Source organism: Methylobacterium sp. HJ2 (assembly GCF_056431005.1).
In genome coordinates this window covers 72,728-94,330 of sequence record NZ_JBWJYM010000001.1, presented here as the reverse complement: position 1 = coordinate 94,330, position 21,603 = coordinate 72,728, and the positions used below count along the sequence as shown (strand labels likewise).

18 protein-coding genes and 1 pseudogene are annotated in these 21,603 nt (G+C 67.2%); 8 read left to right on the top strand and 11 right to left on the bottom strand.

Translation table 11 applies throughout. The features are described from left to right. Window positions 1-4 precede the first annotated feature (4 nt). The 5 genes and pseudogenes from ACS5RC_RS00425 to ACS5RC_RS00405 all read right to left on the bottom strand — a co-directional run. The gene (locus ACS5RC_RS00425; RefSeq protein ID WP_478341859.1) at window positions 5-1,633 is read right to left on the bottom strand and encodes an FkbM family methyltransferase; all 1,629 of its coding nucleotides are present in this window, start codon (window positions 1,631-1,633) and stop codon (window positions 5-7) included. 105 nt (window positions 1,634-1,738) lie between these two features. Continuing rightward, window positions 1,739-2,071: a hypothetical protein gene (locus ACS5RC_RS00420; RefSeq protein ID WP_478341858.1), complete on the bottom strand. Its 333-nt coding sequence runs from the start codon at window positions 2,069-2,071 to the stop codon at window positions 1,739-1,741. A gap of 123 nt (window positions 2,072-2,194) precedes the next feature. Continuing rightward, window positions 2,195-3,000, bottom strand: a protein-coding gene (locus ACS5RC_RS00415) for an IS5 family transposase (RefSeq protein ID WP_478341857.1) whose coding sequence is annotated in 2 segments (ribosomal slippage) — window positions 2,195-2,673 and window positions 2,673-3,000 — 807 coding nt in all. Because the reading frame shifts where the segments join, the coding sequence is not laid out codon by codon here. A gap of 62 nt (window positions 3,001-3,062) precedes the next feature. Continuing rightward, window positions 3,063-4,346: a class I SAM-dependent methyltransferase gene (locus tag ACS5RC_RS00410; protein ID WP_478341856.1), complete on the bottom strand. Its 1,284-nt coding sequence runs from the start codon at window positions 4,344-4,346 to the stop codon at window positions 3,063-3,065. Between the two features lie 1,207 nt (window positions 4,347-5,553). After that, window positions 5,554-5,868 (bottom strand): annotated as a pseudogene (locus ACS5RC_RS00405) (YihY/virulence factor BrkB family protein); the annotation flags it as partial. Between the two features lie 1,759 nt (window positions 5,869-7,627). Here ACS5RC_RS00405 and ACS5RC_RS00400 point away from each other — a divergent pair. Then, on the top strand, window positions 7,628-8,716 hold the full coding sequence (locus ACS5RC_RS00400; RefSeq protein WP_478341855.1) for a YihY/virulence factor BrkB family protein: 1,089 nt from the start codon (window positions 7,628-7,630) through the stop codon (window positions 8,714-8,716). A gap of 187 nt (window positions 8,717-8,903) precedes the next feature. Next, window positions 8,904-9,674: an SPFH domain-containing protein gene (locus ACS5RC_RS00395; RefSeq protein ID WP_478341854.1), complete on the top strand. Its 771-nt coding sequence runs from the start codon at window positions 8,904-8,906 to the stop codon at window positions 9,672-9,674. A gap of 921 nt (window positions 9,675-10,595) precedes the next feature. Here the strand turns inward: ACS5RC_RS00395 and ACS5RC_RS00390 are convergent. Continuing rightward, window positions 10,596-11,015: an EF-hand domain-containing protein gene (locus ACS5RC_RS00390; protein WP_478341853.1), complete on the bottom strand. Its 420-nt coding sequence runs from the start codon at window positions 11,013-11,015 to the stop codon at window positions 10,596-10,598. A 218-nt stretch (window positions 11,016-11,233) separates the two neighbouring features. On the opposite strand from ACS5RC_RS00390, the gene ACS5RC_RS00385 reads away from it, so the two are divergent. The 3 genes from ACS5RC_RS00385 to ACS5RC_RS00375 all read left to right on the top strand — a co-directional run bounded on the left by ACS5RC_RS00385 (window position 11,234) and on the right by ACS5RC_RS00375 (window position 12,693). Next, window positions 11,234-11,449, top strand: coding sequence for a hypothetical protein (locus tag ACS5RC_RS00385; RefSeq protein WP_478341852.1), 216 nt, complete (start codon window positions 11,234-11,236; stop codon window positions 11,447-11,449). A gap of 456 nt (window positions 11,450-11,905) precedes the next feature. Beyond that, window positions 11,906-12,127, top strand: coding sequence for a NepR family anti-sigma factor (locus ACS5RC_RS00380; RefSeq protein WP_478341851.1), 222 nt, complete (start codon window positions 11,906-11,908; stop codon window positions 12,125-12,127). After that, a complete protein-coding gene (locus tag ACS5RC_RS00375; RefSeq protein WP_478341850.1) occupies window positions 12,124-12,693 on the top strand; it encodes a sigma-70 family RNA polymerase sigma factor in 570 nt (189 codons plus the stop codon). The genes ACS5RC_RS00380 and ACS5RC_RS00375 overlap by 4 nt, the downstream gene beginning before the upstream one ends. 29 nt (window positions 12,694-12,722) lie before the next feature. Here the strand turns inward: ACS5RC_RS00375 and ACS5RC_RS00370 are convergent, their stop codons facing one another. The 4 genes from ACS5RC_RS00370 to ACS5RC_RS00355 all read right to left on the bottom strand — a co-directional run bounded on the left by ACS5RC_RS00370 (window position 12,723) and on the right by ACS5RC_RS00355 (window position 18,632). Next, complete coding sequence (locus ACS5RC_RS00370) at window positions 12,723-13,325, bottom strand: hypothetical protein (protein ID WP_478341849.1); 603 nt, start codon at window positions 13,323-13,325, stop codon at window positions 12,723-12,725. Between the two features lie 131 nt (window positions 13,326-13,456). Then, on the bottom strand, window positions 13,457-14,086 hold the full coding sequence (locus ACS5RC_RS00365; RefSeq protein ID WP_478341848.1) for a class I SAM-dependent methyltransferase: 630 nt from the start codon (window positions 14,084-14,086) through the stop codon (window positions 13,457-13,459). A gap of 208 nt (window positions 14,087-14,294) precedes the next feature. Continuing rightward, entirely contained in the window at window positions 14,295-15,443 is a 1,149-nt protein-coding gene (dnaJ, locus tag ACS5RC_RS00360; protein ID WP_478341847.1) for a molecular chaperone DnaJ, read from the bottom strand. A gap of 309 nt (window positions 15,444-15,752) precedes the next feature. Then, window positions 15,753-18,632, bottom strand: coding sequence for a phosphoenolpyruvate carboxylase (locus ACS5RC_RS00355; protein WP_478341846.1), 2,880 nt, complete (start codon window positions 18,630-18,632; stop codon window positions 15,753-15,755). 341 nt (window positions 18,633-18,973) lie between these two features. Here ACS5RC_RS00355 and ACS5RC_RS00350 point away from each other — a divergent pair, with 341 nt between their 5' ends. The 3 genes from ACS5RC_RS00350 to ACS5RC_RS00340 all read left to right on the top strand — a co-directional run bounded on the left by ACS5RC_RS00350 (window position 18,974) and on the right by ACS5RC_RS00340 (window position 20,665). After that, window positions 18,974-19,216 carry a hypothetical protein gene (locus ACS5RC_RS00350; protein WP_478341845.1) on the top strand — a complete coding sequence of 81 codons (243 nt, stop codon included), beginning with the start codon at window positions 18,974-18,976 and terminating at the stop codon, window positions 19,214-19,216. 4 nt (window positions 19,217-19,220) lie between these two features. Next, on the top strand, window positions 19,221-20,060 hold the full coding sequence (locus ACS5RC_RS00345; protein ID WP_478341844.1) for a hypothetical protein: 840 nt from the start codon (window positions 19,221-19,223) through the stop codon (window positions 20,058-20,060). A gap of 164 nt (window positions 20,061-20,224) precedes the next feature. Next, window positions 20,225-20,665, top strand: coding sequence for a cupin domain-containing protein (locus tag ACS5RC_RS00340; RefSeq protein WP_478341843.1), 441 nt, complete (start codon window positions 20,225-20,227; stop codon window positions 20,663-20,665). Window positions 20,666-20,668: 3 nt separating this feature from the next. Here the strand turns inward: ACS5RC_RS00340 and yddG are convergent, their stop codons facing one another. Next, the gene (yddG, locus tag ACS5RC_RS00335; protein WP_478341842.1) at window positions 20,669-21,553 is read right to left on the bottom strand and encodes an aromatic amino acid exporter YddG; all 885 of its coding nucleotides are present in this window, start codon (window positions 21,551-21,553) and stop codon (window positions 20,669-20,671) included. Window positions 21,554-21,603 lie beyond the last annotated feature (50 nt).

Below are 21,603 nucleotides of genomic sequence, written 5' to 3'. Positions count from 1 at the left end.
TCTCTCAAGATTGGGAGCCTCCGAAAATTTGGGGGCGGTTCAGTCCGGTTGGCCCGGGGATATCGTGCTGCCATTTCAATGCTGACGCTTGGTAGGCGGCCATATCGGACAGGTAAGATGAACCGACCGTCCAGCGCATCAAGCGCTGACGCAGGCCGGAAACGCCGGTCAACGGATCCGGGACCAAAGCGAGGAGGTCTTGCGCTTCCGCCAGTTTTCTCGCCCGCAGGCCGAGCGTCGCCTGCAGACTTTCGATTTCATGCCGAAGTGCCGCGCTGACCTCGGCTGCCTCTTTCCTGGTTGCATCCAGCTCCTGGGCGAGACTGTCACGAGCCCCGGCCAAAGCTTGCACCTCTGTGGCGGACCTGTCGCGTTCCTCGCTCGCGATGGCCAAGCTTGTTGTTAACCCCACTGCCTGCTCGGTAAGTTGTCGTACCTGTTCGCCCGCTCGCTGCAAGGCGGCGTCGAGTTGCTCTGACGCATCGGCTGCACCAGCATGGGCCGCCGCAAGAGCGTGAGCGTGTGCCTCCGCTTCGGACGCAAGCTGACCCTCAAGCTCTCTAGCTCGCTGCAAGGCGGCGTCGAGTTGCTCTGACGCATCGGCTGCACCAGCATGGGCCGCCGCAAGAGCGTGAGCGTGCGCCTCCGCTTTTGACGCAAGCTGACCCTCAAGCTCTCTAGCTCGCTGCAAGGCGGCGTCGAGTTGCTCTGACGCATCGGCTGCACCAGCATGGGCCGCCGCAAGAGCGTGAGCGTGCGCCTCCGCTTCTGACGCAAGCTGACCCTCAAGCTCTCTAGATCGCTGCAAGGCGGCGTCGAGTTGCTCTGACGCATCAGCGGTCATCCATCCCAATTGCTCCGCATGATTCCGCGCCAGCGCCTTGGTCTCCTCGCGCAGATCAGCCACTGTCTGCTCGATCTCGGCTGCAATGTGCTGTGCCGAGAAATGTGTACGCAGAACCTGGAACCCATCGAAAATGTTCGGACTTAGCGCAAGGGCTTCGCTACGATGTCCATGGAATTCGTGGACGAAGTAACGGCTCAGTCCATCGAACAGCACTTCGCGGTAACCGCGTCCAGTAACCATCCCATGCCATGCCCCATGGGTCGGCTCCTGAGTATTCGGCTTGGTGGCTTCGATGACTAGAGCCGCCGGCCGCGCAGGGTGATCTCCCCAGCTCGCGAGCACGTCGGCCTCCATTCCCTCAACATCGATCTTCAACCAGTGGATCTGTTCTTTGTCCATGAGATTGAACAGATTCGCCAATGTGATTGTCTGAACCAATATTTCGTGAGAAGTCCAGCCGGCTTCCTCATGTAATCGTGCAATTTCCGGAACCCCCGTCGAGAGACCAGTGCCGTGGATATTAAATAGCAAGATCGGCACGGGGGAACTGCTCACCGCCGCCTCGACAACCCTCTCATCCGGACGTGCGGCACGCATAGCCGAAGCATATTCCGGTGTTGGCTCTACATTAATACCACGCCAACCACGGTCATAAAACAGCCGACTGACCGATTCAAGATTAGGATCCTGCGTTCCAATATCGATATATCGCCCTTTTTCGACATCACGAAATGCACGCCAAAGCCGAATGTCTTCATAATTTTGCGCGTAGCTAATTAGTTTCATCGCCGAAACACACCTGGGTCTTGTTTATGAAGAATATTATACTGATTTTTATATATTACTTATACCAGTCGCTAGATCACTTATATCGACCGCGTGTTGCTCTGGTCAAGTTAACGCTGCCTGCGCTCCTTTCGGGTAAGAAAATGCCACATATAAAAATATTTGGATAGCCTTTATGTGAGCTCGACTTTGGCCATTTGCGGCGTGTCGAGTGCGCGGAGGTGACGAACCGGGCGTGACGGATAGGCTGGTGGCGTCCCAGCCCAGAGGCATCGCCATGCTGAACCGTCCCGAGATTTTCGGAGGCTCCCTATCTTGAGAGACTGCAGCCATGACGAAGCGCAGCACACCCATTTCCCCCGAAGTCCGCGAGCGTGCGGTCCGGATGGTGTGACAGATGCTCTTGGCCAGATCGATGCCGGCGGTGGTGATCTCCATGGGGATGGGTCCTGCATCTGCGTGGCTGCTGTTTCGGCAGCGACCATATCTTGGCACCGAGTGCCGTCAGTCTGGACACAGCGGCGGACGCGGTAGGCCGGCTACCTTTTTCCCTAAGAGCGCCTAACAAAACCATCGTTCGATGAAGCGCCAAACGATAAGGGCGGCCGCCAGCGTGGAGAAAGCGAGATGGATGTCGGCCCGTCGCTCGTAGCGTATGGCGAGGCGACGGAACTGGGCGAACCAGGCCAAGGTGCGCTCGACGACCCACCGGCGATGTCCCAGCCGCTGGCTGCTCTCGATCCCGCGCCGGGCGATGCGGGGCTGGATGCGGCGGCGGGTCAGCGCCTGACGACAGCGGCGGTGGTCGTAGGCCTTGTCGGCGTGCAGCTTCGAGGGACGTTTGCGCGGCGGCCCCCAGCATGAGCGGATCGGCGGGACGGCATCCACGACCGCCTCCAACATCCGGCTGTCGTGCACGTTCGCACCCGTCAGCTTCAGCGCGAGGGGGATGCCCTTCGCGTCGGTGAGGACGTGGCGCTTCGTGCCCGGCTTGCCCCGGTCGGTCGGGTTCGGGCCCGTCGCCGGGCCCCCTTTTTTGCGGCGATCGAGGCGCTGTCGAGGGAAGCTCGACTGAAGTCGATCCCGTTCTGGCGGCCGAGCCGGTCGAGCAGCGCGTGCTGCAGACGGTCCCACACTCCGGCCCTCTGCCAATCCCGCAAGCGCCGCCAGCAGGTCATCCCCGAGCCACAGCCCATCTCCCGGGGCAGCAACTCCCAGGGCGTGCCTGAGCGAAGCACGAACAGGATCCCCGTCAGTGCCGCGCGGTCGGAGGTTCGAGGCCGACCGCCTTTCGGCTTGGCCCGTTCAGGCGGCAGCAGCGGTGCGATCTCGGCCCATAGGCCATCGGGAAGGAGTGGTCTCGCCATCTCCACCCAACGCACCAAACCCGTTTTGTTAGAGGCTCTTAATCCCGTTGCTTGGTCAAGCGCTACGAAACGTTTGGAACGAACGGCTCGAAAACCAGTGCTGTCAATCGCGAGTCCTTACCCACGTTCCAGGGCTCTTGATCATACCGCTCATAAGCCGCCTTCTCCACCAATACGAGCCTGAAGCCGAGTCGTTGCATCGCGAGGATGTAGTCCTCTGGGTCACGATTGAAGACCGGTGGATCGCCTGATCTTCTCCAGCGTCGGTCCATGATCTCAGCAATAACGAACCGGCGCCTACCTTTCACCGCTTCATTCAGCAGCGGCAGAAGCGCCTCTTCTGATACATGTAAGAGCACGGTATAAAGGAGGACGGCAGGTGCGGCGGGATAGGCGTATCCATCGTCGAAGATCCTCAGGTCGTGGTTGGGTTGACTGCCACGGGCCTGCTTCAGCGCACTCGGATTGACGTCAACGCCAAGGTATTCGTCTGGAGCGAAGAGCGACGCGATCCGGCCGACCCCACACCCAATTTCAAGCACAGGCCAGTGCGAACCGATCGCGCGACGTAGCATGGCGCCGACATCGAAACCCTCTGGGAAGTCGTGGCCCAGTTCCGGTTTTATATGCTCCGTACCTTGAGCAATCCAGAATGCCTCTTCGGATCGGCGCCACGGTACGTCACTCATCCTGGCGTGTAATCCGCGTTCGGTGATCGCTAGTTGCTGACGACTAGACGACCGGCCCTCGCGTTTTGGTTTTCTCGACGCCTGCCAGTGTTTAATTACTGCCCGCCCTTCTTCGGAAGCGTCGAAAATCTGCAAGTAAGAGCGTGGGAGCCTCGCCGTACGAAGGCTAGTCGTCGCCGCAACGTCGCACCAAGCTGATTGCAAATGCGTCTGGTCCCAAGTAAGCGGATCGGCTTCACACCTTAGAACCCACTGCTCTAACAGCTTGAGCGCAGCTTCCGATTTCCCAAAGTAGAGGGTGCCGCTGCCGAACATCCACCCTAGCCAACGATGGACAGCAAAATCTGCTTCGATCTCGTCAAAGAGTGTTGGATAAGCCTCCACAGTTGCGTCGGCATCGAGCCACACGATAGGCCTCGTGGACGAGTGCCAAGCTTCCAGAAGGAATCGTGCTTTTCGTGCGCAATCAACCTCCCAGACACCCTCGCTCCGAACAGGAACAAGGCGATGAGCGATTGAGAATCTTTCCAGTGAAGATTTCAGTTTTGCGGCATGTTCAAGGTACTCATTGTCTTCAGTAAAGTATGAGACCACCGCGAACTTGGCTGGTTTGCGCCGGCTGCTGCCTTGAATTTGATTGAAGAGTTTCGGTTTCATCGTCTCTCCCTCAGCGCAGTGTTCATATGAGATCGCAGGCGACCTCCGCAATAGCCTGAGAAGGCTAGCAGCCTACGGATCCGGCGCCTTTATCCGGCTGCTACAGAAATCGCTGGCAGCGTGGCTGGGGAGATAATTCCATCCGCCGACGGGGTCTGTGAAGTTTGAGCGATGCGAGAGCGCGAGGCTGGATCCAACAACCTGTTCAGCTACGTCCGGCTTGAGGAATGGCATTGCGTGAGGCTACTGGCGGACCGCGTACCTGAGCGCGCTGCAGACGGCTTCAGGCGGCCGGCCGGTTCAGCCAAGGGCCCACGTGCCGTCCCGCCTATCCGGTGACTGTCCGATGTATCGGGCCGTCGTCATGTCGCTGTCTCCAGCGGAAATGAGCGCTCTGACGCTTGCAGCCCGTGCCGCCCCCAGCAGGACCCTGTACGCAGAAGTTCCTGCCGTCTTCATTGAGTGCCAGAATAATATTTTTCTATGAAGCATCGCTATAACCTGATATTGGGTTGCAAAATAATCGTTTTCAATTTTTCATAGGCATTTCGAACAGAATTGGATAAACAAAATATGCGAATATTAATCAAGATGTATTTTGCTGAAAAATGGCTATTTCAGGCTTATGACCAATATGTCGTGTTACGGAGAATAACTATCGACCATTTTCTCAAGAACCTCGCGTTGTAATTCAGCGAAGCAACGTTGCCATTTCTGTTTAGTCTCAGCAATCATCACTCCTAATTTTACAAAAGCTGTGTTTTCCACAATTCCACGTTAGATATTTCAGGTCCAAATCGGTTCAATCCCTTAGCGCGACCGCGATCTCTCGATGCAACTGCTAATCAAATGCGCCCATGATCTAAAAGGCTTGAGAATAATTTACTCGGCGATGTGGTTGCCCGACCCATATCGGCAGACATACATAGTCCGTGAGTGGCTGAAAGTCGACCTGCGCGGCGTGGACGACCGCTGCGACAATCAACCGTTTCGTACCATTGGAAGAGGACGATGGCGTCGGTGGCCGACCAAATTCGGATCTGAACGTCTAGATCTACGCGACCGTGAAGTGATCGAGTTAAGAAGAGCCAACGGCCTCGGGATCCGATCCCGGGCGCGTCCGTCCTGCGGCGCCTCGCCCGACGGTCCCGTGACGGAGCGCCACCGGACCGCGGCCGCGATCCTCTCCGTGGCGCGGACGATGCGCTCAATCTTTCGGCGGTCCGACGGTATCGGCCGCATAGGCCTGCCGGGATCCGAGTGGCTTCGGTTCCCCCGTCGTGCTGTCGCGCGCCGTCTGCCGCTCGATCTCGGCGTTCAACTCGGCCCCGAGAAGCACGATGACGACCGAAAGCCAGATCCACGTCATGAGTCCGACGGCCGCCCCGAGCGAGCCGTAGATCCTGTTGTAGCTGTCGAAGCTCGCGACGTACCAGGAAAACGAGACCGAGGCGCAAACCCAGGAGATGGCCGCAGCGACGCCACCCCGTCGACACGTCTCGGGTCGGGCCGGCGCGTGCCGACGGAGCGCCAATCCTCGGCCTCCGCCTCTGTCTCGTCCGTGCTCTCGTTCGGGTTCACGAGGGAGCCTGCACCGCGATCCATCCGCGCGCACTATGCCCCGTATCGGCAGGACGCCAACAGCCGCGGCCATCCCAAGACTTGAGACAAAATCCATTGACTCTGCGCCCATCGCCGACGTTCCGTCCGCCGGGCGCAGTGTTCCGAAGCCGCCTCGCGGTGATCGTGGTCGCCGGATCCGACAGGGTCGCCCGCATGGGCCCGACCGCTTGGCCGGGGCCGCCAGAGCCCATCAAACGATTGGCCGACCGTGGATCGGCGTACAGGCTTATACAATCCAAAGCCGACCGGCCGTGGTGAATGTCGGTTTATTTTCCTAGATCGGCACGCCGGGCGCGCCGACTTCAGAAACTTTATTTCTCAACTATCGGCAAGACTTGAATCATATAGCCCCCGATTGAAAAATTTTTCGCTCACTGTGCGACAGCTCAACATTATTTAGCAGATTCCGCCATCAAGTTTTTGTGCGTCTGATTTTCCAAATCTGGCAAGTGGCTAGGATGAGCCATCATTCGCGAAAGTGCATTGCAAGTGGACGACCTGATATCTTCGGACAGCGTTGTTTGGCTTTATCGGTGCATACTCGGTCGGGATCCGGAATCACAGCAGGCCATCTACAGCATGATCAACGACTTTGACAATTTCAGCGAAGCCCGAAACGCTCTCCTTTTATCGGAAGATTTTCAGGAGAATCAAAACGAACGCCTGTCGGTCGCAAGCTCCGGTGCCGCTGAACTTCGCTCCGAGTAAATGCGTGATTGAGGCTGTGGGCGACCTCAAGTCAGGGCCAGAGCGTCGCTCATCCTCAGCCTTACTCCTCGGGTTCGGTCGGGCGACATCTTGTTCGCCGGCCGGAGATGCTTCTGCGCATCGTGATGGCAAAGCCGTACTGTTTCCAGGAGGGCCACGGGCGGTGACGATCTCGTTCATGCCGTAGAAACAATCCGGATCCGTGAAAACGACCGGTAGGTCACCGGCGGCATCGTCCATGTTCTCACGTCAGGCTGGCGCTGGCGCGGCTGACCGGACGTGTATGGTCCACCTCTCATGGTTTCCACCACATCAACCATAGGTCGCGGCGCGGCTTCTGGACGGCATGCTGGCTCCCCGTGGAGTATGCATGCGGCTGGCTTTGACGAGCATGATCCGACTTTAGATCTGCCACCCCTGCGGATCAACCTCGACGGCCGCGATCTCGCCGACAACGGGACCATCACATGGCAGAGCAGGCTCATCCGCCTGTGACGCTGTGTGTAGGCATGGCTCGCGGGCGAGCCGAACACGATTCCATGTCCTCGGGTGCCTCGATGAGACCGAGACCTCGACCAACCCCCGGGCACGGACCCGCGGACGCTCACCACGCGGCTCGCGGCGACGTCGGACCATGCAGCAGGGCCATGGAATGACGACGACCCTGGTGACGGACCTGTGCCCGTCCAGGATTGCCGCCCCGTCCGGTGCGAGGATTGACCAACTGGGACGCTGTCCAGGCTTATCATGAGCGCGTGCTCGTGCCTGGACTCGTTCCCGCTGACGGCACCGCAACGCAGTGCCGCCCAGCGATATTGGGATGCTCTGGTAGCCTATCAGAGCAGCAACCGGCAGCCCGGTGATCGGGCGACGTGTATAACAAATTGTCTCAAGTCTTGCGATAGCCGCGGCTGTTGGCGTCCTGCCGATACGGGGCATAGTGCGCGCGGATGGATCGCGGTGCAGGCTCCCTCGTGAACCCGAACGAGAGCACGGACGAGACAGAGGCGGAGGCCGAGGATTGGCGCTCCGTCGGCACGCGCCGGCCCGACCCGAGACGTGTCGACCGCGCGCTCCTTCGCGCGCGGGACGAGCCCGGCCGCGGGCGCAGCGCGAACGATCCTGCCGAGATCCCGGTCCTGGGGTGGAAGGACGTGCTCTGGCGAGTCGTGTCCTCGGTCCCGCGCGACCGCGTCCTCGCCACCGCCGGAGGCGTCGCCTTCTTCGCCCTGCTGGCGACCTTCCCGGCCCTGGCGATGATCGTGTCGGTCTACAGCCTGTTTGCCGATCCGCACGTCATCAACCAGCACCTGAGCCTGCTCGCGGGCGTGCTGCCGAACGGCGTCATCGACCTCCTGTCCGGCCAGCTCGTGCGCGTGGCCCAGCAGAGCACCGGCGCGCTCAGCACAGCCTCGCTCGTCAGTCTCCTGATCGCCTTCTGGAGCGCCAACTCGGGCGTGACCGCCCTCTTCGACGCGTTGAACGTGATCTACAGGGAGCGCGAGAAGCGCTCGCTGGTGCGCCTCTACGCAACCACGCTGCTGTTCACGCTCAGCGGCATCCTGTTCACGCTCACGGCCACCGGCTTGGTCGTCGTTCTGCCGTTCGTCCTCGATCACCTCGGTTTCGGCCGGCTGACGGATGTCACCCTGCGCCTGGTGCGCTGGCCGGGGCTTCTCATCCTCGTCAGCCTCAGCCTCGCCGTGACGTACCGGTACGGACCCAGCCGGCGCGAGGCCAAATGGCGCTGGGTGAGTTGGGGCGGCGTCGCTGCGGCCATCTCCTGGGTTTGCGCCTCGGTCTCGTTTTCCTGGTACGTCGCGAGCTTCGACAGCTACAACAGGATCTACGGCTCGCTCGGGGCGGCCGTCGGACTCATGACGTGGATCTGGCTCTCGGTCGTCATCGTGCTTCTCGGGGCCGAGTTGAACGCCGAGATCGAGCGGCAGACGGCGCGCGACAGCACGACGGGGGAGCCGAAGCCACTCGGATCCCGACAGGCCTATGCGGCCGATACCGTCGGACCGCCGAAAGATTGAGCGCATTGTCCGCGCCACGGAGAGGATCGCGGCCGCGGTCCGGTGGCGCTCCGTCACGGGACCGTCGGGCGAGGCGCCGCAGGACGGACGCGCCCGGGATCGGATCACGAGGCCGGGCGCGGCGCCGGGGACGAAGCGCGGGGCGACGCGGCTGCCGGATCCGCTGCACCGGCCGGGGGGCGTGAAGATGGATTACGCGATCGTCGCCGCAATAGCGGCTGTCGTCCTGGGGATGATCCTCAAGACGCTCGGGATCAACCAGGAATACGAGCGCGCCGTGCTGTTCCGCCTCGGTCGGCTCGGCGCGACCAAGGGGCCGGGCTGGTACTGGCTGATCCCCTTCGTCGACCGCGTCGTCAAGGTCGACACGCGGACCATCACCGTCCAGCTCGAGACCCAGGAGACGATCACCCGCGACGGCGTCGCCGTCAAAGTCAACGCGGTGCTCTGGTATCGGGCCGTCGACCCGGCGCGCGTGGTCACAGCCGTCGAATCGTGGCGCTCCGCCATCATCCAGGCGGCCGAGACCGGCATGCGCGACGCGATCGGGCAAAGCGATCTGGACCAGATGCTGAAGGACCGCGTCGCCATCAACCGGCGCCTGCTCGACCTGCTCTCGCAGGCGGCCGAGCGATGGGGGATCGAGATCGACGCGGTCGAGATCAAGGACGTGGACATCCCCGAGCAGATGCAGCGCGCCATCGCGCGCGAGGCGGAGGCCATCCGCGAGAAGCGGGCGCGCATCATCAAGGCCGAAGGCGAGAACGAAGCGGCCCAGAAACTGGCCGAGGCCGCGGCGGTGATCGCGACCGCGCCGGGTGCCCTGGAGCTGCGGCGGCTCCAGACCCTGACGGAGATCGGCGTCGAGCATAACAGCACGATCATCGCCATGCTTCCGGTCGAGCTTCTCCAGGCGGCCGGAAAGATCGCCGGTCTGCCGGCGGGAAGCGCCGAGTAGCCGTCGACGCGCGTCCCGGGATTCCCCGCGTGCCGTTCAGGCCGAGGCCTTCGAAGCGCGCGGCGCGAAGCGGATCGTCGGATGCGGGACGCCCGCTCATCGCTGGCTCCGGCGCGGGGCCGGTTCCATCAGCCGGCCGGAACCGGCAGCCGCGCCGAACCCGATCCTGACGAGACTGCGACACCATTGCCGTCGCGCTCCGTGGCGCCGCATTCTCGATGCGGGAGGCCCGGATTGGGGCTGTGGCGTCATTCGCCATCACGCCCGAACAGGCAAGCGGCGGCTGTCCTGCGGCAGCGATTCGGAATGCGCCCCGGTCCCCGGTTGCTCGCCGCCCGGCGCTGGAACGATCGTCGGGCCGCTCGCACCCTGTGTGGGGCACCGGACACAGGATCGTCGCGCCAGACCGGTCGAGCACCGGCCTGCATCGGTTGAGACGGCTCAGGGAAACCCGACCACGAGCTGGGCCAGCGCCAGGATCAAGAGACCGGCACTGATCAGAACGAAAGCCGACTGGTCGGAGCTGCCCCAACGCATCTCGGGGCGATCGCTCACGCCATTACCCCCGCGAGCATCGCGATCAAGCCGAACCCGAAGGACACGATGGCCGAGACGAGCAGGGCGCGGTCGATCACGCGACGCGCAGCCTCCTCTTGCTGTTCCTGCACCATGGCGTCAGCCCTCCCTGTGCGGACCTGACCGATCCCCCGGGCGATCACCCACGCGGTTCGGCGGACGAGAGCCGCCGCGCGGGCAGACCGCGATGAGGCAGACTCATCGCGGTCTGGTTGTAGGGAGCGCGTGTTTCCCGCCGATGTCCCGCGGCGGCCTTCATGGCCGGGCGATACGCCGATTCGACGACGGGACCCAGCGGGCGCACGAACGCGACGTGGGAGCCGCGGAGAAAACCGGGCGCGCGTCCTACTTCAGCAGCTGCATCAGGCTCATACCGGCCTTGGATTTGAGCTCCTTCTCGTCGAGCGTGCCGTCGTTGTCCGGATCCGCGGCCTTGAACCGGGCCTGGACGAGGGCGAGGAACTCCGTCTTGTCGAGCGTGCCGTCGCTGTCGCCGTCGGCGGCCTTCAGATCCTTGCGGCTGACGCGGCCCTGCAACTCCTTCGTGTCGACGGTGCCCTCCTTGTCCTTATCGGCCTTGTCGAACACCGCCTCGGCCGCGGCCTGAGCCTCCTTCAGATCGATGCTGCCGTCGCTGTCCGTGTCCACGGCCTTGAGCGTACGGGACACGCTGGAGGAGCGGGCCCAGGCGGATGACGCCGTGACCGCCGGGAGAACCAGCGTGAGGGCGAGACATGTCGTGGCGACGCGGGGAAGGCGGCTCATCGGGCGGGCTCCGGCTCAGAGATCCAGAACCGGCAATCCTCCCTGCCGCGGGGCGTTCCCACCCACGTCATCACAAGCCTCGGAGCAGGCGGCCTGCCGGCTGTGGCACCGCCCTCGACCGGTGCGGCGATCCGGCCCTGCGCGATCCCCCATTTCGGGGATGCACCGCAGCTACCGCAGCGCAACCGTAATCCCGGTTGATTCGAGCGGGGGCATTCATGGGACCACCTGTCGAGATGATCGAGGCGGCGACCTTCACGGCGGGATGCGCGGCGATCCATCGGCTGCGCGCGGATCCGGACCTGCTGACCGAGATCCTGATGGTCCTACTGGTCGCGGTGGCTCTCATGTTCGCGCTGATGGACGGCCTCACAAATGAGCCGGCCGAGCCCGCATCCTACGATCTGCTCGGCGCCCTCTCCTGCTCCCCCTGACTGTCGGCCGGAGGCATCGGGTGCGGTTCGACGACCGGAGCGGGCTGCGGCGATGGCTGACGCGTCGGAGCTGTGCCGCTGCGCGGACGGTCAGAGCAGGTCGCTCGCGCCCGAGACGATCAGGAGCAGGTTGAGCGTCCGCGCGAAGTACAGGTCGGACAGGCCGCGGTACCACAGCAGCCCGCAGGCGACGAATGCCGGTCAAGGCCAAGCTTGATCCGATGGAGCGCAGGGTTGAAGCGTGGCTGTTCTTATCGGATCGTGATCCGGCACGGGAAAGACCAATGTGAAGAACGTCTGAATATTTCCTTCAGACAGCATTAAATCCACACCTCGTAGCACCCCCACCACAGTGCGACGAGCCATGCGGAGAGCGGGAGCCCGTCTCCCGCCCGCTGCGCGGACACGGCCAGCAGGGCCGGCCCGGCCTCGTCGCCCGCCCGTAGGGGGCCGCCGATGAACTACGAACAGATGCCGTCCGTCACGCAGGCGGGGCCCGAACCGCACGCCCCTCCGCTCGCCCCGGCAGCGGCGCAGGGGCGGTTGAATCCGGGCGCCCGTGCCCGGATCGGCCGCGGGTTGCGCCTGCTCTATGCCGAGGTGCTGGCCGAGCCCGTGCCCGACCGTCTCGCGGCGCTCGCGGCCGAACTCGCGGCCCGGATGGAGGCGTCGCGATGAGTCCGGGCCCTTTCTGTCCATCCCCCGGCGCCGATGCGGAGATGCGGGAGCTTCTCCTCGGGGCGATTCCGGCGCTTCGCGCCTTCGCCTTCTCGCTCACCTACGACCTCGACCGCAGCGACGACCTCGTTCAGGACACGCTGATCCGCGCCTGGAGCAAGGCCGAGAGCTTCCGGCGCGGCACCAACCTGACCGCGTGGCTGTTCACCATCCTGCGCAACCAGTTCTACTCGCAGCAGCGCAAGCGCAAGCGGGAGGTGGAGGATGTCGACGGCGTCCATGCGGGCCGGCTCGCCGCCCTGCCGGAACAGGAGATCCGCCTCGAGATGGAGGCGTTCAAGAGCGCGCTCGACCGGCTGCCCTTCACGCAGCGGGAGGCCCTGATCCTCGTCGGCGCGCAGAGTTTCACCTACGAGGAGGCGGCCGAGATCTGCGGCGTCGCCGTCGGCACCGTGAAGAGCCGCGTCAGCCGGGCGCGGATGCGACTCATCGAGGCGCTGGGCATGGACGGCGCGCGCGATGTCGGCGCCGATCCTCGCACGCGCGCCGCGCTCGGCGGCTCCTGACGCGATCCGGCCGACGCTCTCGGGCCGCGTCAGCTCCGGAAATCGAAGAGCAGGGCCGACGCGTTGGTGGCGGCACGGCCCGTGCCGGCGCTGTTGCCGTAGCCCGATGCGCTCGATTGCGAGGCCTGAAGCTGCTGGATGAAGCTCGCCAGGAGATCGGTCGCGGAGCTGGTACCGGTGCTTTCGGAACCGTCATCGGCGGCATCCGCGCCGGGCGGCGGGCCGGGGGGCGGGCCGCCCGCGCCGCGGGGTCCGCCCTGGCCGCGGCCCGATCCTTCGGCGGCCTGCGGGCCGCCCTGCTGGGCGAAGAGGCCCTTGAGGGTGCTGGCCTGATCGCTGGTCAGGCTGCCGGCCGTCACCTGGTCGTCGATCAGGCTGCCGATGCGGTCCTTGGCCTGGGACGGGTCGAGCCGGGTCTTCGATCCCGACGTCCCGGAGGTGCCGCCTGCATCCGCCGACAGGCTGGTGTCGATCGAGTCGAGCGCCTTCTTCAGCGCGGTGGCGTCGGTCGCGCTGAGCGTGCCGGCGGAGACCTCGTCGTTGATCTCGGAGGTGATGCGCCCCTGGCCGGAATGGGCGCGCGGGGGCGCGTAGGCGGGCTGGGCGCTCGCGGTGGAGGAGATCGTGCTCATCGGGACGTTCGCGTGGGAAGGCCGGATTCGCCCGGCGGCGGGTCCGTGTCAAAAATGCCCACGCGAATCTTAAGAAGATCCTGCCGCCCCGTGTATCTCTCCAGAAATGCGTAACACTGCAGCGGGGCCGCTCAGGGCCGGCGATAGACCCAGACGCGGGCCGGCGGCAGGTTGAGCCAGACCCGGTTCGAGCGGTCGGCCGTGTAGCTGCCGGCCTCGCAGCGGGCCGGGATCGGCGGCACCACCGCGTAGGTGAACTGCACGAAGGGCGCGCCCGGATGCATCAGGTCGTGAGCGGAGTTGAGCAGCTCAAGGCGCTGCTCCAGCGGCTTGGTGAAGAGCGGCAGGCTCGAGATCGTGGCGGCGGCCGGCTCCCGCAGCAGGTCGCCGAGCGTCCGGCGGATGTCGTAGGCGTCGCCGCGCACCACACGGACGCCCGGGAACCGGCGGGCGAGCAGGGCGCAGAAATCCGGGTTGAACTCGACCAGGACGAGCCGTTCCGGCGCGATGCCCCGCCGGATCAGCGCCTCGGTGACCGGCCCCGTGCCGGGGCCGAGCTCGACCACCGGCCCGGTGAGACGGGGATCGACGTAGGATGCCATCGTGCGCGCCAGCATCTTGCCGGACGGGGTGACCGCACCGGTGACGAGCGGTCGCTCGAGCCACGAGCGCAGGAATCGCGCCTCGTCCTCCAGCGGCTCACGCCGCCCCCCCACCTGAAGAGCCCGGGCCTTGGCGCTGGGACGACGTAAGGACGGCAAGTCCGGTGTTCCTCAGTTCTCGTTGGTGGGCCCGAATGACGCACGTCATACAGTCAAGCCGGCAGCCCCGCTAGGGCGAGGCTGCACGCTGCCGGCCAAAAGCGATAACCGGCCCGGATCGGAATGGATCCGCCGCCGATTCGCAATGCCGCGAACCGGTCCGTTCGGCATCGAACCGCTGCCGCCCGTCGCGGGCGGCGAACGATCCTCACGCCCGCGCGGCGCCGAAGAAGTCGCGGACCTTCGAGAAGAAGCCCGCGCTCTCCGGGTGGTTCTCGTCCGAGGCTGTGGTGTCGAACTCCTGCAGCAACTCGCGCTGGCGCTTGGAGAGGTTCTGCGGCGTTTCGACGAAGACCTGGATGTAGAGGTCGCCGACCTCGCGCGCCCGCAGCACCGGCATGCCCTTGCCCTTGATCCGGAACTGCTTGGCGGTCTGCGTTCCGGCCGGGATTCGGACCTGGGTCTGCGTGCCGTCGATCACCGGCACGGTGATCTCGCCCGACAAAGCCGCCGTCACCATCGAAATCGGCACCCGGCAGAACAGGTCCGCCCCGTCGCGCTGGAAGAAGTCGTGCGGCTTGATCGAGAGGAAGACGTAGAGATCGCCCGCCGGCCCGCCGCGCAGGCCGCTCTCGCCCTCGCCCGCGAGGCGGATGCGCAGGCCGTCGTCGACGCCCGCCGGCACGTTGATCGAGAGGGTGCGCTCGCGGTTGACGCGGCCCGCCCCCGCGCAGGCGCTGCAGGGATCGTCGACGATCTCGCCGCGGCCGTGGCAGTTCGGGCAGGTGCGCTCGATGGCGAAGAAGCCCTGCGCCGCCCGCACCCGGCCGTAGCCGGCGCAGGTCGAGCAGGTGCGCGGCTTCGAGCCGGGCTTGGCGCCCGAGCCGGCGCAGGTCTCGCAGGTGATCGAGGTCGGGATCCGGATGGTCTCGGCCTTGCCCGCATAGGCCTCCTCGAGGGTGATCTCGAGATTGTAGCGCAGGTCCGCTCCGCGCTCGCGGCCCGGCGCGCCACCGCCGCGCCCGCCGCGCGCCGCGCCGCCGCCGCGCCCGTCGCCGAAGAAATTGTCGAAGATGTCCGACATGAAGTCGCCGAACTCGTTGCCGAATCCGGGGCCGCCCGCACCGCCCTGGCTGAAGGCGGCGTGGCCGAAGCGGTCGTAGGCGGCGCGCTTCTGGCCGTCCGAGAGGCACTGATAGGCCTCGTTGATCTCCTTGAACTTGATCTCGGCTTCCTTGTCGCCGGGATTGCGGTCCGGGTGGTAGCTCATGGCGAGCTTGCGGAAGGCGACCTTCATCTCGCCCTCGGTCGCCGTCTTCGAGACCCCCAGAATCTCGTAATAGTCCCGCTTCGACATCCCTGTCCTCAAGGTCCTTCGCCCGCGCGCCGCCATGGGCGGCCGGCCAGCCGATTCGTCCCGTCGATCATGCCGGATCTAGCATGCCCGTGCGCCGCCGCGTCGGCGGCGGCCGGACGTCTCCCGCGGCCACCGGACGCGGGCGACCGGCATATGGGGAGGCGGAATCCGGACTGCACCCTCCACGATGCCGAATCGGGCCGTTAGCACGGGAGCGGCGCGGACCGCCAGATGCAAGTCTGGACCGCGAGGCCGGCGATGGGGCGCGGCGCGCCCGCACCGTCCCGCCCGGCCCCCAGCCCGGCCGCCCTATCCGAACGCGCCCACCTCGTGCTGGATCATGCCGGAGATCTCCCGGACCTGGGCGAACATCCGCCGCATCGGCTGGAACAGGCCGCTATGCTCGGCCTCGTAGGTGCCGACGTCCCGCGGCCCCGCCGGCTCGCCGAAATTGAGGCCCAGGGTCGGATCGGGGGTGACGGGGAAGATCTCGTCGAGGAGCGTCAGGCAGCCGTCGATATCGAGGCGCAGGAAACGCTCCAGCAGCTGGTCGCGGCTGACGCCGGCCTGGGGCCGGAAGCCCGGGATATGGACGGCCGTGAACCAGATCCGGTGGATCAGCGCCAGGCGGATCGCGTGCAGCAGGGTCAGGCGGACCGACATCTTCTTGAGATCGGGCGCGGCGCTCTGCAGGCCGAGCCAGTCGCAGGTGAGCCGGCCGAACAGCCGGCGCAGGCCCGGGGCGAGGCCGAGCCGGTCCAGGGTTCCGGCGATGACCACCAGCTCCTCGCGCCGCCCGTCCTTCTGGGTGCGGCGCGCCCGCTCCAGCCAGACGGCCGGGTCGAGCGTGTCGATATAGGCGCGCAGCACGTCGAGATCGCCGACGCTCGCCGCGTGCTGGGCCAGCCGGAAGGCGCGCGAGAAGCGCACCGAGTCGCGGCGCATGTCGCGGAACAGGTCGGGCGCGCGCTCCGCCGCCCGGCCGAGGCCGTGGAGCGAGTTCGCGAGGTAGCCGAGCTGATGCAGGATCGCGTTGTTGGGGATCGCCCGCATCTGGCGCGGATGGGTGATCCGCGCCGGGCCGCCCGAGTCGCTCTGACGGGCCACCGGGCGGGAGCCGGTACGGTCGATCAGGCTCGGGCCGAAGGTGCCGAGCAGGGCGGCGTAGCCCGGATCGTCGACGAGCGCCTCCATGTCCTGGCGCACGCTCGTGAAGAACTCGAGGGCGAAGTCGGTCTCGGCGTAGACCGGGTCGTCGGCGGCGTCGGCCCCCTCCTCCGGCTCGCGCAGCGCGTAGTCGGAGAAGGCGTCGTCGTCGGCGATGTCGAGAGCGTAGACATGCTCGGCGACCCGCGCGACGCTCGCCTCGGCCAGCGCCTGGGTGCCGAACAGCAGGTAGCCGTCGGTGCCCTGGAAGCTCGATTCGAGGCGGACGCGGATGCCGGCCTTGCGGTTCTTCTCGCGGGCATCCTCGGGGGCGAGATAGGCGAGCCGGTCGCGCAGCGAGGTCGGGTGGGCGCCGCGCCCGATCGATTCGCCGTGGGTGTCGAAGATCGCGAGCTCGATGTCCTGCAGTCCGTTCTGCACCAGCATGTCGGTGATGCGCAGGCGCAGGCGCTCGATCCAGAAGGTGGCGGCGAGCTGGCCGACGTAGCGCCCGGAATCCGAGTAGCCGAACTGCACCGTGAGGCGGCCGATGCGCTTGAGGTAGTGGCGCCAGTGCGGGTTGCGCAGGGCGTCGTCGAGCACCCGGATGCCCTGCTCCAGGGCCTCGGCGGTCTCGAAGAGCGGCGTGATCTCGAGCTTGTCCGCGATGCCGTAATGGCGCGCCAGCCAGAGGGCGGCCAGCAGCGTGTAGCCCGTCTCGGTTTCGGCGATGAGGAAGCGCACCGGGTGGGTGCCGTCCACATGCTTGAGGATCTGGGCGATCGTCATCATCAGGCGGGCGGCCGAGGCACGCTCGGCGGCGAGCGCGCCGAAATCCACCGCGACCGGCTGCACGTCGTTGAGCAGGCTGTGGATGGCCGCCAAGTGCGAGCGGCGGTGGGCCGGGTCGGCCGGCTCGCCCTCGAGGTCGGTGACGCGGCGGACGGCGTTGTGGATCTGGCTCGCGTTCAGCCGGAAATGGGGCAGCGCGTTCGAGAGGCCGTGCGTCGCCACGCCCGCGCGCAGCACCGCGATCGCCCGCCGGTCCCCCTCGTCCTCGGCCGCGCCGATGGCGCTGGCCAGCCCGGCGAGGAGCGCGCCCGCATCGGGCTGGGCGCGCTCGCGCTCGATGATCACCGCGAGCGCGAAGCGGTGCACCGCCTCGAGCGAGGGCTTTTCGCCGAGCCGCGGCGCCACCGCGAGCTGGCGGTTGACGGCGCTGAGGGCGTTCTCGGCCAAGCTGCGCACCACCTGCGTCGCCTGGATCTTGGGCAATTGGCGCAGCACGCGGTCGAACTGCATGCGCTTCGATTCGAGGCGGTAGCGGAGGGTGTCCCACCAGCCGATATCGGTGCGTCCGTCCGTGTCGCAGCCGACCCAGCTGGCGATGGCGAGGGGGCGGGGCACCAGCTCGGTCCAGCGGTCGGGCCAGCGCTGCCGCGCCGCGTCGATCAGCGCCCCGTTGAAGCCGTCCAGCGCCTCGCGGCCGTGATTGGCCGCGACGCAGGCTTGGTCGAACTCGTCGTCGAGGCTGATCTTCGGGTCGGGCCGGGTCGAGCGCGCCGCGGCCTCGGCGATCAGGGGCTCGCGCGCCTCGGGCTCGGCGAGGCTGGCGCTGCGGGCGAGCAGCGCGGCGACCGTGCGCGGCATGCCGAAGGTCGGGTGCGCGGTGAACACCACCGCGAAGGCGGTGCGCCCGACGAGGTCGCGGAAGCTCTCGAAATCGCCCGCCCGCCGCGGGATGGCGGCCACGAGGCGCGCCGGCACGGCGGCGTCCGGATCGACCCGGGTTCCGAGACCGACGTAGCCCCGCAGGCGCTCCGCGCGCTCGGCGAGCGCCTGGGCGCGCAGGCGCACGAACAGCGCGTCGAGATCCTCCTCGGCGATCTCGACGCGGTCGAGACGCCGGGTGATCGCCAGGGTGACGGCGAGCACGGGGTTCCGGAACGGATCCTCCGCGGCCTGGGCACGAGACGTCTCGATCAGTCCGAGCAGGTGAGCCTCAAGCTCCTCGGGGGTCCGGTTCCGGGCGTCCTCGGGCATCGATCGGTCCTGGCTCCCTGGGTCGTTCCGACGGGGTGTCGCGATCCGCGCGAGCGCTCGGGCACGCCGCGGACGTCCGAAGGCGTTGGCGCGCGGCCGGGCTGGACGCAACCCCCTCCACCCGGCCGGCGCGCGCCGATCCCGTCGGGCCGGCCGCCCGCGGATCCCCTGTGCAAGGTCCGTTCCGCGGCCCGGCTGCCGCGGCACCGGGGCGGGCGCGTCCGCGCGGGGCCGGGCAAGTCCGGTGAGGCAAGTCCGGTGAGGCAAGTCCGGTGATGCAAGTCCGGTGATGCAAGTCCGGTGATGCATGTGCCGCCCGCTTGGAGTAACGGTGGGCGGGCATGGAATTGGTTCTGATCCTCTGCGCGATCCTGGCCTGCGCGATCGCGGGCGTCGTCATCGGCGCATTGACCGCCCGCAGCCGACGCCCGCCCCTGCGCCTCGACAGCGAGTTCGACATTCGCGACGAGGATCTGCTGACGACGGTCAAGCCTCCGCCGAGCCCGATCGATCGCTCGGCCGACATCTTGGAGGCGGAGGCGACGGAAGTGCCGACGCCGCAGCGTCCGCGTGCGCGGGTCTAGGCCGATGTCGGCCCGCCGCGTCCCGTTCGCCGCGCGCATCGCGCTGGCCGGCGCGCTCGGGTCCGCCCTCCTGGCCGGGCCGGCTCCGGCCCAGCAGAAGCCGGACGCCCCGATGGGCAAAGCCGCGCCGGGCAAGCCCCCGGCAGAGGCCCCGGCGCCATCCCCGCTGCCGTCCCTGTCCCCTCCCCTGCCGTCTCCTGCGCCGCCGGCCGCCGAGGCTCCGGCGCCCTACGCCGCGCAGCCCGCGACCGCCTGCGGCCCGAAGGCGGCCCGCTATGCCGGCGACAAGGCCTTCGAGGTCTTCGTCACGCGGATCGGACATGTCCGCATCGAGAACCCGCTGCGTCCCCTGACCCCGGACATCACCGAGGTGCTCCAGGTGACGATCGCCGGCCGGATGGCGACCGCCTACGGCGCCGATATCGGCGCGCTGCGGCGCGGCGGTCCGCCCAACGTCCTCGAAGCGCAGCTCGGCGGCCCGATCCGCTGGGATGCCGGTCTTCCCCTGCTGCCCGATCCCCTGACGATCGTCACGGAGGCCGGCGAGCCGCTGGCGCGCCTGAGCTTCCGCGACTGCGTCGATCCGCCCCCGGTGAAGGCGCCGCCGGCGCTGGCGAAGACGGAGGGCAAGCCCGGGCGCCCGAACCGGTCGCGGAAGGCCGGCGCCGAGGGCCCGGGCGAGGGCCAGGCGAACGGGCCGGGCAGCGGGCCAAGCGGTGCGCAAGCGGGCGGGTCAAGCGGCGCCCAAGCGGGCGGCCCACGGCGGGCCCCGGGGCGGGCTCAGCCCGCGGCCCCGAAGGCGCCCCCGGGCTTCAGCCTGCCGCAGGGCGCGATCGCGGAGTAGAGTGCTGTCCACCGACGCGGAGGCCGGCTCGGCGGCGGGCAGTCCGTCACCCCGGGGTCTCGCGCCGCTCGCCGTCGCGAGCGCGCCCGAGACCGGCCGCAGCGGTCGCGGGAAAGCCGCCGCCGGACCGGCCACCCGCCACGGTTCTTGAGGATCCTTCAGCGATGAGTTCCACGATGACGGCCGCGCAGGTGATCGCGGCGCTCGGCCTCGAACCGCACCCGGAGGGCGGCCATTACCGCGAGACGTTCCGCGATCCGCGCCTCGTGGAGGGCCGCTCGGTCGGCACGGCGATCTACTACCTGCTCGATGTGGGCGAGGTCTCCGCCTGGCACCGGGTCGATGCCGCCGAGATCTGGCACTGGTACGCGGGCGCGCCGCTGGTCCTCACGGTGAGCCCGAACGGGCACGATGCCTCCGCCCATCATCTCGGGGGCGATCTCGCCCGCGGGCAGCGGCCCCAGCACGTCGTGCCCGCGGGCCATTGGCAGACGGCGACGAGCCTCGGGGCCTGGACGCTGGTCGGCTGCACCGTGGCGCCCGGCTTCCAGTTCGAGGGGTTCGAGATGGCGCCGCCGGACTGGCGCCCGATGCCGCGGCCCTGAGGATCACGCCGCGGCCGGCTCGCGCCGCCGCGACGCCCGCACGGCCATCACGGCTCCGGCCACGATGAGCAGGCAGGCGAGGCCGAGGGCGGGGGTCGCCGGCGCGTAGCCGGCCGCCACCAGGATCAGCGTCGAGAGGACCGGTGCCGCGTAGGCGGCGACGCCGAGCAGGCGGATGTCGCCGCGCTTCACGCCGAGATCCCAGAGGTAGAAGGCCGCGCCGACCGGTCCCAGGCCGAGAGCGACGATCGCGCCCCATTGCAGCCCGTCGGCGGGCCAGACCGTCACCTCGAAGAGAAGGTGGCAGAGGGCGCTCAGCAGGGCGGTGACGAGGCAGAAGCCCGCGACCGCGTCGGTCGGCACGCCGCCGGCCCGCGACGACAGCACCGAGTAGGCCGCCCAGACGAAGGCCGCGGCCAGCGCGGCGGCGTAGCCCGGCAGCGCCCCGGCGGCGAAGCCGACCTCGCCGCGGGCGAGGAAGAGCGCCGCCACGCCCGCGAGCCCGAGCAGCGCGCCGAGGAGATGGCCCGCCCGCAACCCGCCGGCCCGCGGCAGCAGCGCCGAGAACAGCACGATCAGCAGGGGCCAGAGATAGTTGATCAGCCCGGCCTCGGCCGGCGGCGCGAGCCGCAGGGCCGCGAAGTAGAGGGCGTGGTAGCCGAACAGGCCGCCCACCCCGAGCAGCCAGACGCGCCAGGGCTGGCGCAGGGCCGCGACCCCGGCCGGGCGCAGGATCCAGGACAGGCCGCCGAGGAGACCGCCGAGCCCGAAGGTCATCGCGGCGAGCTGGAAGGGCGGCACCGCGCCGGAGGCCGCGGTGAAGAGGGCGAGCAGCGACCAGAGCAGGATCGCGCCGCAACCGAGAAGGGTGGCCGTATGGGGGGTCATGGCCCGGCGCTAGCACGCCGGGCCGGTGGTTCGCACCGTCCGATCGGATC

Bases quoted from the DNA above. Each gene is read 5' to 3' on its own strand.
- ACS5RC_RS00375 (WP_478341850.1), top strand. From the start codon at position 12,124: ATGAGTCCGGGCCCTTTCTGTCCATCCCCCGGCGCCGATGCGGAGATG.
- ACS5RC_RS00410 (WP_478341856.1), bottom strand. From the start codon at position 4,346: ATGAAACCGAAACTCTTCAATCAAATTCAAGGCAGCAGCCGGCGCAAA.
- ACS5RC_RS00380 (WP_478341851.1), top strand. From the start codon at position 11,906: ATGAACTACGAACAGATGCCGTCCGTCACGCAGGCGGGGCCCGAACCG.
- ACS5RC_RS00350 (WP_478341845.1), top strand. From the start codon at position 18,974: ATGGAATTGGTTCTGATCCTCTGCGCGATCCTGGCCTGCGCGATCGCG.
- ACS5RC_RS00385 (WP_478341852.1), top strand. From the start codon at position 11,234: ATGGGACCACCTGTCGAGATGATCGAGGCGGCGACCTTCACGGCGGGA.
- ACS5RC_RS00340 (WP_478341843.1), top strand. From the start codon at position 20,225: ATGAGTTCCACGATGACGGCCGCGCAGGTGATCGCGGCGCTCGGCCTC.
- ACS5RC_RS00395 (WP_478341854.1), top strand. From the start codon at position 8,904: ATGGATTACGCGATCGTCGCCGCAATAGCGGCTGTCGTCCTGGGGATG.
- dnaJ (WP_478341847.1), bottom strand. From the start codon at position 15,443: ATGTCGAAGCGGGACTATTACGAGATTCTGGGGGTCTCGAAGACGGCG.
- ACS5RC_RS00400 (WP_478341855.1), top strand. From the start codon at position 7,628: ATGGATCGCGGTGCAGGCTCCCTCGTGAACCCGAACGAGAGCACGGAC.
- ACS5RC_RS00390 (WP_478341853.1), bottom strand. From the start codon at position 11,015: ATGAGCCGCCTTCCCCGCGTCGCCACGACATGTCTCGCCCTCACGCTG.
- yddG (WP_478341842.1), bottom strand. From the start codon at position 21,553: ATGACCCCCCATACGGCCACCCTTCTCGGTTGCGGCGCGATCCTGCTC.
- ACS5RC_RS00355 (WP_478341846.1), bottom strand. From the start codon at position 18,632: ATGCCCGAGGACGCCCGGAACCGGACCCCCGAGGAGCTTGAGGCTCAC.
- ACS5RC_RS00370 (WP_478341849.1), bottom strand. From the start codon at position 13,325: ATGAGCACGATCTCCTCCACCGCGAGCGCCCAGCCCGCCTACGCGCCC.
- ACS5RC_RS00420 (WP_478341858.1), bottom strand. From the start codon at position 2,071: ATGGAGATCACCACCGCCGGCATCGATCTGGCCAAGAGCATCTGTCAC.
- ACS5RC_RS00345 (WP_478341844.1), top strand. From the start codon at position 19,221: ATGTCGGCCCGCCGCGTCCCGTTCGCCGCGCGCATCGCGCTGGCCGGC.
- ACS5RC_RS00425 (WP_478341859.1), bottom strand. From the start codon at position 1,633: ATGAAACTAATTAGCTACGCGCAAAATTATGAAGACATTCGGCTTTGG.